The organism is Pseudomonas sp. Tun-23181, assembly GCF_057415455.1.
Map to the genome: position 1 here is coordinate 5,289,798 of NZ_CM171630.1, position 13,656 is coordinate 5,303,453.

Genomic DNA, 13,656 nt, shown 5'->3' on the forward strand with positions numbered 1-13,656 from the left:
CGCTCAGAACGTGTGCCCGAGGTTGAGGTATACCGCCTTTTCGTGCTCGCTGTTGGCGCCGTAGCTGAGGTTCAGCGGGCCCAGCGGTGTCTCCAGGCCGAGGAAGATGCTCGCCGCATTGATGTAGCCACTGTCGAATTCGTTGTCGTTGTTCCACGCCCGTCCGCGTTCCAGTGATCCGCCCAGGTACAGCGGGAAGTCCAGCGGCAGGTAGGCCCGAGGGGTGAGGCGGCGGTAGTAGACCATGCGCACCAGGCTCATGTTCTGGCCGGATACCGAGTCCTGGCGAAAGCCCGACAACTGCCGGGCGCCGCCAAACACGAAGCTCGAGGTCACCACCTCCGTCTTGTCCAGGGTACGGCCGTATTGCCCGCCCAGTACCCAGGTGTTCGGGCCGATGCTCAAGGCCTTGTCCAGGTTGAAGATCCATTGCCGGTAGTTCTCGTCCGAATCCAGGGAGGTGTCGTACTTGCGCAGGCTCAGGCCGATCTCTTCGCCGCTGTGGGGGAAGTACAGGTTGTCGAGGGTGTCGAACGAGTACTTCAGCTCGTAGAAGCCCTCGTTGAAACTGACCTTGGGCAGGTCCTGGTCGCCGATGCGCACCTCGGCCTCGCCCCAGGCCTTGCCCACGCCCAAGCGCACCTCGCCGTAGGTGCCGATCTGCCGACCGAGGTTCAGGCCGAAGCCGTAGCGCTCCAGGCGGTACTCGGCGATCGGGTCGTTGTCCAGGGTCGCCTCGATGTTCTGCGAACCCAGGTCCAGGTAGGGCGCGATGAAGTAACGCGAGCCCACGTCCAGGGGCTGGTAGAACTCGCTGTAGAGCTCCTGCTGGTCGCCGATCTGGGCGCGGGTCAACCATTCCGCGCCCAGCCGGTTGATGCCGTTGACCCGGTAGCTGGCGCCCAGGTTGAAGGCGCTGTCGCCGCGCATGTCGTCCGACAGGTTCAGCCCCAGGCGCAGGTAGTCGGTGCCGCCACGCTTGCCTCGGGCGTTGATCACCAGCGTGTTGTCGTCACCCTTGTGCACCACCCGGTACTGCACCCGGTCGAAGTAATCCAGGCCGTAGAGCGTGCCCATGTCGGTCTGCAGGCGGTCGAGCTCCAGCGGCTCGCCCAGGGGCTGGCGGATGTAGTAGCGGATCACGTCGTCGCTGACCTTGGAGTCGTTCTCCACCTTGATCGCGGTGATGACGGGGGTGCGTTGGCGCGGCGAACGGGCGATCGCCAAGCCGCTGTCGCCCTCCTGGCGCAGCGCGGCCAGGCGTGCATCGAGCGCGCGGGTGGCGCGGTAGCCGGCGTCGATCATGTCCTGGGCACGGCCGAAATCGGTCACGCCGAACGCCGCCAGGGGCGGTTCGATGAGGATGTCTTCGCTGCGCAGGCTGGCCAATTGCTCCTCGGAGTTACGCCGGGTCATCAGGGTGATCGACTGGTTGAGCACATCGACCACCGTGGCCAGTTGCTTGCGGTCGCGCAGGGGTGTGCCGATATCGACCACGATGGCCAGGTCGACACCCATGTCGCGGGCCACGTCCAGCGGGATGTTGTCGACCATGCCGCCGTCCACCAGCAGGCGGCCGTCCAGCTCCACCGGGGCGAACACTGCCGGGATCGACATGCTGGCGCGGATCACCTGGGGCAGGTGGCCGCGGCTGAACACCACCTTCTCGCCGCTGGCGATGTCGGTGGCCACGGCGCGGAAGGGGATCGGCAGCTTGTCGAAGTCGCGGGTGTCGGCGGTGTGGGCCAGCTTGCTCTCCAGCAGCAGGGACAGGTTCTGGCCCTGGATCACGCCCAGGGGCAGGCCGAGGCTGCCATCGTCGCGAAAGCTCAGCTTCTGCTTGACCAGGAAGTCACGGTCGTCCTGCTTGCGCCGGAACGGTACGTCCTTGCGCGGCGGTGCGTCGGACAGGGCCTGTTGCCAGTCGAGGGTCCTGGCCAGTTTCTCCAGCTCCTCGACGCTATAGCCGGAGGCGTACAGCCCGCCGATCACCGCGCCCATGCTGGTGCCGGCGATGGCATCGATGCGCACCCCCTGTTCCTCCAGGGCCTTGAGCACACCGATATGCGCCAGGCCGCGGGCAGCGCCGCCGGACAGCACCAGGCCGACCTTGGGCCGGGCGGGTTCCGCAGCCAGGGCGGTGAAGGAGGTGAGCGTCAGCAGGAGGCAGAACAGCAGGCGGCGCATCGTGGGTCTCAAAGCGGTGGGCAAAGACCGCTAGTATAAGCGGCCACCCACCAGGAGAGGTCCACCCATGGCCAATACCAAGCCAGAAATCGTTATCACGTATTGCACCCAGTGCCAGTGGCTGCTGCGCGCTGCCTGGCTGGCCCAGGAGTTGTTGAGCACGTTCGCCGACGACCTCGGCCGGGTGGCCCTGGAGCCGGGCACCGGCGGGGTGTTCCGCATCACCTGCGATGGTGTGCAGCTCTGGGAGCGCAAGGCCGATGGCGGCTTCCCCGAAGCCAAGGTGCTCAAGCAGCGGCTGCGCGACCATATCGATCCGCAGCGTGACCTGGGCCACAACGATCGTTGATCAGGCGCCTTCGGCCATGGGCCGTTGCCGGGGCGGCTGCTCGGCGGCCAGGCGGCTGGACAGCACGATGGCGACGATGATCAGCACGCCGCCGGCGAGCATGCGCAGGGTCGGCGTTTCGGCGAACACCACCCAGGCCATGGCGATACCGTAGACCGGCTCCATGCCGAACACCACCGCGGCGGTACGCGCCTTGATCACCGCCAGGCTGGCGACGAACAGGCTGTGGGCGACGCCGGTGCAGAAGATGCCGAGCAGGGCGATCCACAGCCAGTCCATCGGCGTGACGACACCCAGGCCGGGGGCGGCCACCGGCAGCAGGCACAGGGCCACCACGAGGTTCTGCCACAGCGCCGCCTGTACCGCCGGCAGGCGCCCGGAGCCTGCACGGTTGACCAGCGACAGCAGCGAGAACAGCAGGCCGGACAGCAGCGCCCAGAGCAGCCCGCCGGTGGCCTCGCTGGCCAGGTCGAACTCGGGCGTGACCAGCACCAGGCCGATGCTGACCAGCAGCACCAGCAGCGCTTCGTTGCGGCGGATCCGCTCGCGGAACAGCAGGCCCTCGAGGATCACCGTGAAGGCCGGGAAACTGGCGAAGCCCAGGGTGGCGATGGCCACGCCGCCGACCTTGACGGCGACGAAGAAGCTCACCCAGTGCCCGGCCAGCAGCACGCCGCCAAGCAACAGGCGGCGCAGGTCGTGACGCTTGAGTGGCTGCCAGCTCTGGCGCGCCAGGCTGGCGAACAGGCCCAGGGCGAGCACCGCGAAGGCGGCGCGGCCGAAGACGATGATCGCGGGGCTGGCGCTGGCGGCCAGTTTGCCGAAGACGCCAGTGAGGCCGAAGAACAGCGCGCCGATGTGCAGGGCGCCGAGGGCGGTGCGGTGGTTCATGGTCATCCTTTGTGACAACGGTCGTTGACCCTGTATGTCCATCTTCAGGTTCGAGGGGCTCTCGCGGTGGGGTGTCAGTCTACGAGCATGGCCAGCGGGTGTCTGTCGCCATCCTCGCGTCAGTTGTCGTCAGGCTCGCGGCGCAAGGCCATGGGTGAGTGGCCGAAGTCTCGGAGCATGGCGGCACTGAAGGCGCTCTGCGAGCTATAACCGACCTGGGCGGCGATCTCGCCGACCGGCAGCTGGGTTTCCTTGAGCAGGCGACGAGCCTTGAGCAGGCGGCGCTGGCGGATGTAGTCCATGGGTGTCAGGCCGCATTCGGCGGTGAAGCGCGCATGCAGGCGTGCCGTGGAGAGGCCGGCCAGGCGGGCCAGATCGGCCACTTGCAGGGGGTAGGCGGCATGCTGCTCGATATGGGTATCGAACGCCGCGTAGGGCAGGCGCCGTTGCGGCACGCCGGGCGCGGCATGGGCGTTGAGGCTGGCCAGCAGCAGGGCCGCGCCCTGGCGGGCGATCAGCGGGTCGTCCACGGGGCTGGCGGCGAGCCAGTCCACCAACTGCTGTTGGCGGCTGTCCAGGCCCAGGGTGCCGGGGCGATCGAGCAGGCGGCGGCTGGTGTCGGCGTGCTCGCCCAGTTGTTCGCGTAACCAGTGTTCGCCCGGGATGTCCAGCACCAGGCAATGGCTGCCGGCCGTACTGCCACAGGTATGGTGGGTGCCGGCCGGCACCACCATCAGGTCCTGGCGGTCGATCCGTGCGCCGCGGCCTTGCACCTCGAAGTCCAGGCGCCCGCGCAGGCCGAACACCAGTTGTGGGTGCTCATGGCTGTGGGCGATCAGGTCATCGCGGTAATGGCGCAGGGAAAGGAGCGGGCCTGTGTGCATGGGGGGCCTCCTGGGCAGGGCACCATTGTACACAGCGGGCGGGGCCTGATCATTGGCAAGCCGGTTTCCACAGCGCTTTTGCCAACGCACGACCAGCCGTCACGCGACTGCCACCAGCCTGTCACCTGGACCTGCCAGTCTCCAGCAAACAGCGCCGGAGGCCACCCCATGACCCACGTCGAACTCGCCCGCCCGTCACGCAAGCAGCGCGTGCGCACCCTGTGGATCTCCGACGTGCACCTGGGCACCCGGGATTGCCAGGCCGAGCACCTGTCGCATTTCCTCAAGCGTTACCAGGCCGACCGCCTCTACCTGGTCGGCGATATCATCGATGGCTGGAAGCTGCGCGGCGGCATCTACTGGCCCCAGGCACACACCAACGTCATCCGCCGCCTGTTGACCATGAGCAAGCGCGGTACCGAGGTGATCTACGTCACTGGCAACCATGACGAATTCCTGCGCCGCTACTCGAAGCTGGTCCTGGGCAACATCCAACTGGTGGACGAGGCGGAACACCTGACCGCCGATGGCCGGCGCCTGCTGGTGATCCATGGCGACCAGTTCGACGTGATCACCCGCTACCACCGCTGGTTGGCCTTCCTCGGCGACCGCGCCTACGAGTTCACCCTGGTGCTCAACCGCTGGCTCAACCACTGGCGGGCCCGTTATGGCTATGGTTACTGGTCGTTGTCGGCGTACCTCAAGCACAAGGTCAAGGGCGCGGTGAACTTCATCAGCGATTTCGAGGACGCCATCGCCCACGAGTGCACCCGGCGTGGCTTCCATGGCGTTGTCTGCGGGCACATCCACCATGCCGAGATCCGCCAGGTTGGCGCGGTGGAATACCTCAACTGCGGCGACTGGGTGGAATCCTGCACCGCCCTGATCGAACACTGGGATGGCAGCATCGAGCTGTACCGCTTCGCCGAGGCCCAGGCGCGCGAAGCCGCCGAGCGGCAGGTCGGGGTGCAGGAAGCGGTGTAGGTCTCGTTAAGGGGCAGGTCCATGCCTACTTTTGCCCGCGAGCAAAAGTAGGTCGCCGTAAAGGCGAAAAGCATCAGTGGCATCACCGCCGCGAATGGATATTCACACCATCTCAATACTGGTGGGGAGATGCAGTGACGAGCTGCAAGCTCCTGACAAGAGTCTGACCAGCCAGTCACCTCTCTAGAGACCGATCTTGCCCCGCAAAATATCGCGAAACATGGCGAAGTCGCCGATCAGGCTATACAGCGGATGGCTGAACGTCGCCGGACGGTTCTTCTCGAAGAAGAAATGCCCAACCCAGGCAAAGCCATAGCCTGCCACGGGCACCGCCAGCAGCAACCACCAGCTCCCACTGGCAAAGGTATAGGCCAGCAGGGCGATGACCAGGCTGGTGCCGACGAAGTGCAAGCGACGGCAGGTGGGGTTGCTGTGCTCCCCCAGGTAATAAGGGTAGAACTCGGCAAAACTGCGGAACTGCGCTCTGCGGTTCATGGCTGTGCTCCCGGAGGATTCGCGTTCTGGACAGGATACACGGCGTGGAGCCTGATTCGAGTCTAGAGTCATTGGCGGAGCCGGCCAGTGACAATAGGCGCCAAATGAGTATCCTTTGGGTTCACCGCAGGAGCGGTCAGCACAAGAAGCCTGTCATGAGTGAAAGAACCACGTCAGCCAGCTGGGCATCAGGGATCGTCAAGGCGCTCGAGCTGGAAGGGCTCGATTGCCGGGCCATGTTCAAGCAGCTCGGGCTGGACTTCGCCGCCCTCGACGACCCGGACGCACGTTTCCCCCAGGACGACATGACCCGCCTTTGGCAATTGGCGGTGGAGCTGTCCGGCAACGAGGCCATCGGCCTGAACATGGCGCGGGTGGTGCGTCCGGCCTCGTTCCACGTGGTGGGCTATGCGCTGATGTCCAGCCGCACCCTGGCCGAGGGCTTCGAGCGCCTGGTGCGCTACCAGCGGATCATCGCCGAGAGTTCCGACCTGAGTTTCCGCCTGGAGCCGGACGGCTATGTCCTGACGCTGACCGTGCACGGTGACCATCTGCCCCCGACCCGCCACAGCGCCGAGGCGTCGCTGGCCTGCGCGTTGTCGCTGTGCACCTGGCTCAGCGGGCGGGCGGTCCAGCCGCGGCGGGTGCTGATCCAGGGGCCGCAGCCGAAGAACGTCGAGCCGTACAAGGTAGCCTTCCATGCGCCGCTGGTGTTCGGTGCGCCCCATGATGCGTTGGTGCTGGAGCGTGCCGACATGGAGGCGCCGCTGCCCACCGCCAACGAGGCCATGGCCATCCTGCACGATCGCTTTGCCGGGGAATACCTGGCGCGTTTCTCGGAAAGCCGGGTGACCCACCGGGTACGCCAGGTGCTGTGCCGCATCCTGCCCCAGGGCGAGCCCAAGCGCGAGACGGTCGCCCAGGCCCTGCACCTGTCCCAGCGGACCCTGCAGCGCCGCCTGCAGGAGGAGGGCACGAGCTTCCAGGCCTTGCTCGACGATACCCGTCGGGAGCTGGCCGAGCAGTACCTGGCCCAGCCCGGCATGACTTTGCTGGAAAGCGCCTACCTGCTGGGGTTCGCCGATCCGAGCAATTTCTTCCGGGCGTTCCGGCGCTGGTTCGACGTCACGCCCAGCGAGTACCGTGCCCGCCTCGGTGCCGGGGCGGCTTCGTTCGCGCCCCCGTTGCAGCGGCACGCGCCCCACTAGCGGGGCGTATCCTGGGTCAGTGACGCCAGAATGCCGGCATGCACAAGACCAGCACCGTGATGATCTCCAGGCGGCCGAGCAACATGCCGCCGGCGAGGATCCACTTGGCCGCGTCCGGCAGGCTGGCATAGTTGCCGGCCGGGCCGATCACCTCGCCCAGGCCAGGGCCGACGCCCGAGACGGTGCCGGCGGCGCCGGTCAGGGCGGTCATCCAGTCCACGCCCAGCAGTGACAGCAACAGGGCGATGATGCAGATGGTGATGGCGAAGAAGAACGAGAAGGTCAGGATCGAGCGTACGATCTCCTCGTCGAGGCGGTGGCCGTTGTACTTTTGCTTGATCACCGCGCGCGGGTGGATCAGTTGGTTGAGGTTGGCCTTGAGCAGGATGTAGGCCACCTGGAAGCGGAAGATCTTGATCCCGCCAGCGGTCGACCCCGAGCAGCCGCCGATGAAGCCCAGGTAGAAGAACAGCATCAGCGAGAAGTTGCCCCACAGGCTGTAGTCGCCCAGGGCGAAGCCGGTGGTGGTGACCACCGAGGTGACGTTCAGTGCCACGTGGCGCAAGGCGTCGAGCCAGGGCAGGCTGGTGGTGGCCCAGTACCAGGTGCCAAGGACGACCCAGGTCGCGACCAGCAGGCCGAGCAGGCCCTGGACCTGCTGGTCCTTGAACAGTGCCTTGCGGTGCCCGCGCAAGGTGGCCACGTACAGGGTGAACGGCATGCTGCCGAGGATCATCACCACCACCGCGACCCAGTGCACCGCCGGCATGTCCCACTTGGCCAGGGATTGATCCGAGGTGGAGAAGCCGCCGGTGGAGATCGCCGACATGGCGTGGTTGACGGCGTCGAACGGGGTCATGCCGGCCCACCAGAAAGCCAGGCTGCCGAGCAGGGTGATGCCGATGTACACCAGCACGATCGACTTGGCGACCATGTGCGAGCGTGGCATGACCTTCTCCGAGCGGTCCGAGGACTCGGTCTGGAACAGGCGCATGCCACCGATGCGCAGCAGCGGCAGGATCGCCACCGCCATGGCGATGAAGCCGATGCCGCCGAGCCAGTGCAGCATCGAGCGCCACATCAGGATCCCTGGCGACATGTTGTCCAGCCCGCTGAGCACCGTGGCGCCGGTGGCGGTGATGCCGGACATGCTTTCGAAGAAGGCGTCGGTATAGCTGATGTGCTGGGTCAGGAGCAGGGGCAGGGCGGCGAACACGCACACCACCACCCAACTGCTGACGGTCAGCAGGTACATGTCGCGAGGCCGCAGGCGCACGTGTTCGGGGCGGCCCTGGATGACCATGGCCAGGCCGGCGACGAAGGTGATCAGGCTCGACCAGAGGAACGACGGCATGTCGCCGGTGCGCTCGAAGATCACCAGGGTCGCCATGGGCACGACCATGCTGACCGCCAGGGTGATCAGGAAGATGCCGATGATGAAACCAATGATCCTTAAGGTCGGCAACGCCATGTGATCTGCTCTGACTCGAAACGGAAGGGCGCCATTCTACCTGTGGGTCAGGCAGCTGCAAGCGACAAGCTGCGAGCTGCAAGAAACAGCGGGCTGTGCATGGCCGGCTTTTTCCTGAAGCTTGCAGCTTGTCGCTCGCAGCTTGAGAATGGCCGCACATTTCGTTTGCCAGGAGGGTAGCCTATGGAGGCTCTCGACGCATTGCTCAACCGTGTTTCCGTGCCACGCCTCACCGACCCGGCGCCCAATGCCGCCCAGCGCGAGGCGCTGTTCCAGGCGGCGCTGCGTGCCCCGGACCATGGCCAACTGCGCCCCTGGCGCTTCCTGACCATCGAGGGGACGGGCCGGGAAAAGCTCGGTGAGCTGTTCGCCGAAGCCGTGCAGAACAAGGGCGATGCCAGCCAGGCCGCGCTGGACAAGGCGCGCGCCATGCCGCTGCGGGCGCCCCTGCTGGTCGTGGTGATCGCACGCCTGCAGGATCATTTCAAGGTGCCCAAGTCGGAGCAGCGCCTGGCCGCGGGCTGTGCGGCACACGGTATTCTCATCGCCGCCCATGCCCAGGGTATCGGCGCGGTGTGGCGCACGGGCGACATGGCGTTCGATGCCCATGTGCATCGGGGGCTGGGCTTGGCGGACAACGAGGAACTGATCGGCTACCTGTACCTGGGCACGCCGGTGAGCGAGCCGCGGACCGCGCCGGTGCTGGAGACTGCCCAGTTCGTCAGTGCCTGGGGCGAATGAGGGTTTTGGGGGCCGCTTCGTGCCCCCGGGATTCAACTGCCCATCGCCTCGGCCAGGGGTAACTCCAGCCTGGCGATGAAGCCCCCCTGCGGGTGATTGCTCAGCACCAGGCTGCCCCCATGGCGCTCCGCCGCTCGCCGGGCGATGGCCAGCCCCAGGCCGTGCCCTGGCGCCTCCTGCCCCGGTGCGCGGAAGAAAGGCTCGCCCAGTTGCGCCAGGTGCTCCTCGGCTACCCCAGGGCCATGGTCGCGCACACTCAGTACTACGCGGTCTTGTTCACGGCTGGCACGGATCTCGATCGGTTTCCCCGGCGGATTGAAGCGCAAGGCATTGCGCAGCAGGTTGTCCACGGCACGTTCGATCAGCGTTGGCCAGCCCTGCAAGGTCAGGCCGGGCGTGGCTTCCAGGCGCACGTCCTGCTCCGGGGCGCTGAGCTGGGCATCCTTGCGCACGCTGCCGAGCAGGGCGTTGACGTCGACAGCCTCGCTGTGGGCCTGCTCGGCATCGACCCGGGCCAGGGCGAGGATCTCGCTGATCAGGTCTTCCAGGCGGTCGCACTCGCGGGTCAGGCGTGGCCATAGCGTCTGGCGCTGCTCGGGGCCGGCGCGTTCGGCCAGGGCCAGGGCGATGCGCAGGCGCGCCAGGGGCGAGCGCAGTTCGTGGGACACATCGCGCAGCAGCTGGCGCTGGCTGCCGATCAGGCTCTGCAGGCGCGCCCCCATCTTGTTGAAGTCGTTGGCCAACACGCCGAACTCGTCGCGCCGGGCGGCCAGACGGGCCAGGCTGTGCTGCTGGTAGCTGGTCTGGCCAAGGTCGTGCACCGCGCCGCGCAGGCGGCTGAGTGGGCGGGTGATGGACAGGGTCACCAGCAGGCTGAACAGGGTCAGTACCACCAGGGCGATGCCCAGGGCACTGAGCGGCCAGAGCAGGCTCTCGCGGTGCCAGGCGTCCAGCGCCGGGTGGGGAATGCGGTAGATCAGCAGGTAAGTCTCGCCGCTGTAGGGGCTGGTGTATTCCTCGGTCAGGCGACGCCAGGGCAGGCGACGCTGATCGTTGTGCTGGCGCGCCTCGAAGGCTGCGGCACGGCGCGGGAAGGTGCCAGGCACCACGGCCTCGCCGCTGTCGTCGAGCACCTGGACATCGATCTTGAAGCGCTGTTTGCGCCGTTCCAGGAAGTGCTGGGCGGATTCCCTGCCTTCCTGTTCGTAATGCCGGGCCCAGTGGCTGGCCAGGGTGTTCAGGCCAGGGTGGCGACTGAGGATCCAGGCGTCCTGGTTGAGCATGTGGCCGAGCAGGATCGACAGGCCGGCGACCAGGGTAATGGCCAGCCAGAAACTGGCCAGGATGCGCCAGAACAGTGAACGCAAGACAGGCTCCTCCAACGAACGGACAAAACCCGGCCCGCATGGGAGCGGGCCGGGCAGGGGGGGGACAGCTTACTGGGCCTTGCCGGCTTTTTCAGCCTTCCAGGCCTGGAACTCTTTCCACTCGGCCTTGCGTTCGGCACGTTTCTTCTGCAGTTCGTCGAACTTCTTCTGTTGCTCAGGCTTGAGCAGGCCGCGGATGTCGGCCTGGGTCTTGTCGTGGCTGGCCTTGAGCTCGTCCTTCAGGGCTTTCTGCTCGGCCGCGGGCAGTTTGTCCAGGTAGCGCTGGGTGATGTCGCGGCGCTGCTTCATCTGCTCACCCATCAGCTTGCCGATCTGCTGGCGTTGCTCGCGGCTCAGGTCCAGCTGGGCGAAAGGCGCGTCACCGCGATGATGCGGGCCGTTGTGGCGCGGGCCGCCGTCGGGCATGGCCATGGCTACGGTCGGCAGGGCGGCGGCGAACATCAGGGCGATAAGGGTCTTGCGCATGGTGTTTCTCCTTTCATGGGCCGGTGATTACCGGATGAGCCCAGTCTAGGGAGATCAAGGTCAAGGGCGGTCAGCGGACGGTAAAGGCTGGGTAAAGACAGCTCCAAGCTTCAAGCTGCAAGACAAGAGCGGATCGGTGTCGGTCGCGTGATCTGCTTCTAGCTTGCAGCTTGGTTAGAGGCTGTAGTAGTAGCCCCGGCTGCGCAGGGCGACGATGCGGGGGCGGCCGTCGGCGTGTGGGCCGATCTTCTTGCGCAGGTTGCTGACGTGCATGTCCAGGCTGCGGTCGTACAGCGTCAACTTGCGTCCCAGGCCGACCTGCGCCAGCTCCTGCTTGTCCAGTGGCTCGCCCGGTTGGCGCAGCAGGGCTTCGAGGATGCGGCTCTCGGAAAGGGTCAGGGTCATCTCGCGCTCGTCGATGCTGACCACACCCCGTGCAGGGCTGAAGGTCAGGTCGCCGACCTCGACCTGGCTGCTGCTGGCCGCCGGGTGGCTGCGGCGCAGCACGGCGCGCAGGCGGGCGGTGAGCTCGCGCGGGTCGCAGGGCTTGGCCAGGTAGTCGTCGGCCCCAAGCTCCAGGCCTAGGATGCGGTCCAGCGGCTCGCCCCGCGCCGAGAGCATCAGCACCGGCAGGTCGGCATGCTCGCTGCGCAGTTGCTTGAGCAGCTCCAAGCCGCTGCCATCGGGCAGCATCACGTCCAGCACCACCGCCGAAGGGGCGTGCTCGGCCAAGGCCTGGCGCGCGCTCTGGCCGTCGTGGCAGGCGCGTACCGCAAAACCTTCCTGGACCAGCCAGCTGCCGAGCAGCTCGCAGAGTTCCTGGTCATCATCAATCAGTAACAGCTCGCTCATGACTCACTCAATTCAACCATTGACGGCGTCTCCTGTGTCCGCCACTGGCAAAGATACCGCAGACGGCCGACAACAGTGCAACGGCCGAACCGATCAGGAACCACAGCTGCTGGTCGGTCAGCAGGGCCTGGGCAGGGCTGGCCTGCAGTTCCTTGATCGCCAGCTTCAGGCGCTGGTTCTCCTGGCGCAGGCGGGTGAGCTGGGCATCCAGCCGCTCGCTGTCGGCGTTCTGCAACTGCTGGGCGAGCGTGGCGCGTTGCCTCTCGCTCTCTTCCAGGCGCTGCTGCAGCTCGGTGATGCGGGCACCGGCTTCCAGCGACAAGGGTTGCTGGGCAGTGGCGAAAGGGGACAGCAACAACAGGCAAAGCAGCAGGGACATCGGACCTTGACGCATTGGAACTCCTGATTCCTATCGGTTCAGGAGGTTGTCGGCCGTTCGTCGGAATAGATGAGCCGAAGGGCAGCGGTGGCTGCAGCTTGGGGCTGCCTTGCAGCCCATCGCTGGCAAGCCAGCTCCCACAGGATGGCGCAAGCCTCACGTTCAACGCTATCCCTGTGCAGGCTGTGTGAAAACCCTCCGAGCAATCGGGCTGTTCAAAAAATAACCTAAAAATCGCGCTTCTACGCGTATTCTGGGTGAGTTGAGCAGCCAAGCTTTTCCAGATTTCGCGTAGAAGCGCGATCCTGAAAAAGCATTGGAGGTTTTCACACAGCCTGTGTGGGAGCCGGCTTGCCGGCGATGGGGCGCGAAGCGGCCCCAAAAACGGCTCAGGCCGGCACCGAGGTCGTCTCGCTGCTCAGGGCAGGACCTGCTTGAACGGCTTGACCACGACCTTGTCGTAGACGCCCGCGGCGACGTACGGGTCGGCATCGGCCCAGGCCTTGGCCGCGGCCAGGGAATCGAACTCGGCGACGATCAGGCTGCCGCTGAAGCCGGCTTCGCCCGGGTCGTTGCTGTCGATCGCCGGGTGCGGGCCGGCCAGTACCACGCGGCCTTCGGCCTTGAGCTGCTGCAGGCGCTCGATGTGCGCGGGGCGGGCGGCCAGGCGCTTTTCCAGGGAACCTTCGACGTCGCTGGCAATGATGGCGTAGAGCATGTCAATCCTTGGGTTTGGAGGTGGAGGGATCGCTGTCGTGCAGGTGGCGCGAGAGGTACACGCCCTGGGCCACCAGGAAGATCACGGTCATGCCCAGGCTGCCGAACACCTTGAAGTCGACCCAGATGTCCTGGAAGGTGAAGGCGACGAACAGGTTGGCCGCGCCGCAGACCAGGAAAAAGCCGATCCAGGCCAGGTTCAGGCGTGTCCAGATGGCGTCGGGCAGGGCCACGGCATGGCCCATGATGCGCTTGATCAGCACCCGGTCGCCGATGAAGTGGCTGGCGGCGAAGCCCAGGGCGAACAGCCAGTTGACCACCGGGGCCTTCCACTTGAGGAAGGTCTCGCTGTGGAAGGCGAGGGTCAGGCCGCCGAACACCAGGCAGGCCACGAGGGTCAGCAACTGGCCTTTTTCCAGCTTGCCCTGGCGCACGAACAGCGCCCCGTAGACCACCAGCGAGCTGATGATCAGCACCGCCGTGGCACTGTAGATGCCGCCCAACTCGAAGCCATGGCCGGCGATTTCGAGGGGGCGCGGATCGAGCTTGTAGACGATGAAGAACAGCAGCAGCGGGATGAAATCGATGAATTGTTTCACAGTGGCAGCCAGAAGCGGGATGTGACGGCATAATATCAAACATCGA

15 protein-coding genes are annotated in these 13,656 nt (G+C 66.1%); 4 read left to right on the top strand and 11 right to left on the bottom strand.

Annotated elements, in window-relative coordinates:
- Positions 1-3 precede the first annotated feature (3 nt).
- The gene (locus ACDI39_RS25030; protein WP_225789755.1) at positions 4-2,187 is read right to left on the bottom strand and encodes a patatin-like phospholipase family protein; all 2,184 of its coding nucleotides are present in this window, start codon (positions 2,185-2,187) and stop codon (positions 4-6) included.
- A gap of 67 nt (positions 2,188-2,254) precedes the next feature.
- Here ACDI39_RS25030 and ACDI39_RS25035 point away from each other — a divergent pair, with 67 nt between their 5' ends.
- On the top strand, positions 2,255-2,536 hold the full coding sequence (locus ACDI39_RS25035) for an Rdx family protein (RefSeq protein ID WP_225789754.1): 282 nt from the start codon (positions 2,255-2,257) through the stop codon (positions 2,534-2,536).
- Here the strand turns inward: ACDI39_RS25035 and ACDI39_RS25040 are convergent, their stop codons facing one another.
- Positions 2,537-3,427, bottom strand: coding sequence for a DMT family transporter (locus ACDI39_RS25040; protein ID WP_225789753.1), 891 nt, complete (start codon positions 3,425-3,427; stop codon positions 2,537-2,539).
- A gap of 119 nt (positions 3,428-3,546) precedes the next feature.
- Positions 3,547-4,311, bottom strand: a complete 765-nt coding sequence (locus ACDI39_RS25045; RefSeq protein WP_225789752.1) for a helix-turn-helix domain-containing protein — start codon at positions 4,309-4,311, stop codon at positions 3,547-3,549.
- 168 nt (positions 4,312-4,479) lie between these two features.
- Between ACDI39_RS25045 and ACDI39_RS25050 the strand changes: the two genes are divergently transcribed.
- Positions 4,480-5,295 carry a UDP-2,3-diacylglucosamine diphosphatase gene (locus ACDI39_RS25050; protein WP_225789751.1) on the top strand — a complete coding sequence of 272 codons (816 nt, stop codon included), beginning with the start codon at positions 4,480-4,482 and terminating at the stop codon, positions 5,293-5,295.
- 183 nt (positions 5,296-5,478) lie between these two features.
- Here ACDI39_RS25050 and ACDI39_RS25055 read toward each other — a convergent pair whose 3' ends face one another.
- Positions 5,479-5,790 carry an Mpo1-like protein gene (locus ACDI39_RS25055; RefSeq protein WP_225789750.1) on the bottom strand — a complete coding sequence of 104 codons (312 nt, stop codon included), beginning with the start codon at positions 5,788-5,790 and terminating at the stop codon, positions 5,479-5,481.
- A gap of 155 nt (positions 5,791-5,945) precedes the next feature.
- On the opposite strand from ACDI39_RS25055, the gene ACDI39_RS25060 reads away from it, so the two are divergent.
- Positions 5,946-6,998, top strand: coding sequence for an AraC family transcriptional regulator (locus tag ACDI39_RS25060; RefSeq protein WP_225789749.1), 1,053 nt, complete (start codon positions 5,946-5,948; stop codon positions 6,996-6,998).
- Positions 6,999-7,014: 16 nt separating this feature from the next.
- Here the strand turns inward: ACDI39_RS25060 and ACDI39_RS25065 are convergent, their stop codons facing one another.
- Entirely contained in the window at positions 7,015-8,469 is a 1,455-nt protein-coding gene (locus ACDI39_RS25065; RefSeq protein ID WP_225789748.1) for a TrkH family potassium uptake protein, read from the bottom strand.
- Positions 8,470-8,652: 183 nt separating this feature from the next.
- Between ACDI39_RS25065 and ACDI39_RS25070 the strand changes: the two genes are divergently transcribed.
- Positions 8,653-9,210 carry a nitroreductase family protein gene (locus ACDI39_RS25070; RefSeq protein WP_225789747.1) on the top strand — a complete coding sequence of 186 codons (558 nt, stop codon included), beginning with the start codon at positions 8,653-8,655 and terminating at the stop codon, positions 9,208-9,210.
- 32 nt (positions 9,211-9,242) lie between these two features.
- Here ACDI39_RS25070 and ACDI39_RS25075 read toward each other — a convergent pair whose 3' ends face one another.
- From ACDI39_RS25075 to ACDI39_RS25100, 6 genes are all read right to left on the bottom strand, one after another.
- Entirely contained in the window at positions 9,243-10,577 is a 1,335-nt protein-coding gene (locus tag ACDI39_RS25075; protein ID WP_225789746.1) for a sensor histidine kinase, read from the bottom strand.
- Between the two features lie 69 nt (positions 10,578-10,646).
- Entirely contained in the window at positions 10,647-11,063 is a 417-nt protein-coding gene (locus ACDI39_RS25080; RefSeq protein WP_225789745.1) for a Spy/CpxP family protein refolding chaperone, read from the bottom strand.
- Positions 11,064-11,237: 174 nt separating this feature from the next.
- Positions 11,238-11,915 (bottom strand): response regulator transcription factor, encoded by a 678-nt coding sequence (locus ACDI39_RS25085; protein WP_225789744.1) that lies wholly within the window; start codon positions 11,913-11,915, stop codon positions 11,238-11,240.
- A gap of 7 nt (positions 11,916-11,922) precedes the next feature.
- Positions 11,923-12,309 carry an SH3 domain-containing protein gene (locus ACDI39_RS25090; protein ID WP_225789743.1) on the bottom strand — a complete coding sequence of 129 codons (387 nt, stop codon included), beginning with the start codon at positions 12,307-12,309 and terminating at the stop codon, positions 11,923-11,925.
- 403 nt (positions 12,310-12,712) lie between these two features.
- Positions 12,713-13,012 carry a YciI family protein gene (locus ACDI39_RS25095; RefSeq protein ID WP_225789742.1) on the bottom strand — a complete coding sequence of 100 codons (300 nt, stop codon included), beginning with the start codon at positions 13,010-13,012 and terminating at the stop codon, positions 12,713-12,715.
- Between the two features lies 1 nt (position 13,013).
- Positions 13,014-13,610: a septation protein A gene (locus tag ACDI39_RS25100; RefSeq protein ID WP_225789741.1), complete on the bottom strand. Its 597-nt coding sequence runs from the start codon at positions 13,608-13,610 to the stop codon at positions 13,014-13,016.
- Between the last annotated feature and the right edge of the window lie 46 nt (positions 13,611-13,656).

Excerpts from the sequence above, each read along its gene's own strand:
- ACDI39_RS25030 (WP_225789755.1), bottom strand. The coding sequence starts at position 2,187 with ATGCGCCGCCTGCTGTTCTGCCTCCTGCTGACGCTCACCTCCTTCACC.
- ACDI39_RS25035 (WP_225789754.1), top strand. The coding sequence starts at position 2,255 with ATGGCCAATACCAAGCCAGAAATCGTTATCACGTATTGCACCCAGTGC.
- ACDI39_RS25040 (WP_225789753.1), bottom strand. The coding sequence starts at position 3,427 with ATGAACCACCGCACCGCCCTCGGCGCCCTGCACATCGGCGCGCTGTTC.
- ACDI39_RS25045 (WP_225789752.1), bottom strand. The coding sequence starts at position 4,311 with ATGCACACAGGCCCGCTCCTTTCCCTGCGCCATTACCGCGATGACCTG.
- ACDI39_RS25050 (WP_225789751.1), top strand. The coding sequence starts at position 4,480 with ATGACCCACGTCGAACTCGCCCGCCCGTCACGCAAGCAGCGCGTGCGC.
- ACDI39_RS25055 (WP_225789750.1), bottom strand. The coding sequence starts at position 5,790 with ATGAACCGCAGAGCGCAGTTCCGCAGTTTTGCCGAGTTCTACCCTTAT.
- ACDI39_RS25060 (WP_225789749.1), top strand. The coding sequence starts at position 5,946 with ATGAGTGAAAGAACCACGTCAGCCAGCTGGGCATCAGGGATCGTCAAG.
- ACDI39_RS25065 (WP_225789748.1), bottom strand. The coding sequence starts at position 8,469 with ATGGCGTTGCCGACCTTAAGGATCATTGGTTTCATCATCGGCATCTTC.
- ACDI39_RS25070 (WP_225789747.1), top strand. The coding sequence starts at position 8,653 with ATGGAGGCTCTCGACGCATTGCTCAACCGTGTTTCCGTGCCACGCCTC.
- ACDI39_RS25080 (WP_225789745.1), bottom strand. The coding sequence starts at position 11,063 with ATGCGCAAGACCCTTATCGCCCTGATGTTCGCCGCCGCCCTGCCGACC.
- ACDI39_RS25085 (WP_225789744.1), bottom strand. The coding sequence starts at position 11,915 with ATGAGCGAGCTGTTACTGATTGATGATGACCAGGAACTCTGCGAGCTG.
- ACDI39_RS25090 (WP_225789743.1), bottom strand. The coding sequence starts at position 12,309 with ATGCGTCAAGGTCCGATGTCCCTGCTGCTTTGCCTGTTGTTGCTGTCC.
- ACDI39_RS25095 (WP_225789742.1), bottom strand. The coding sequence starts at position 13,012 with ATGCTCTACGCCATCATTGCCAGCGACGTCGAAGGTTCCCTGGAAAAG.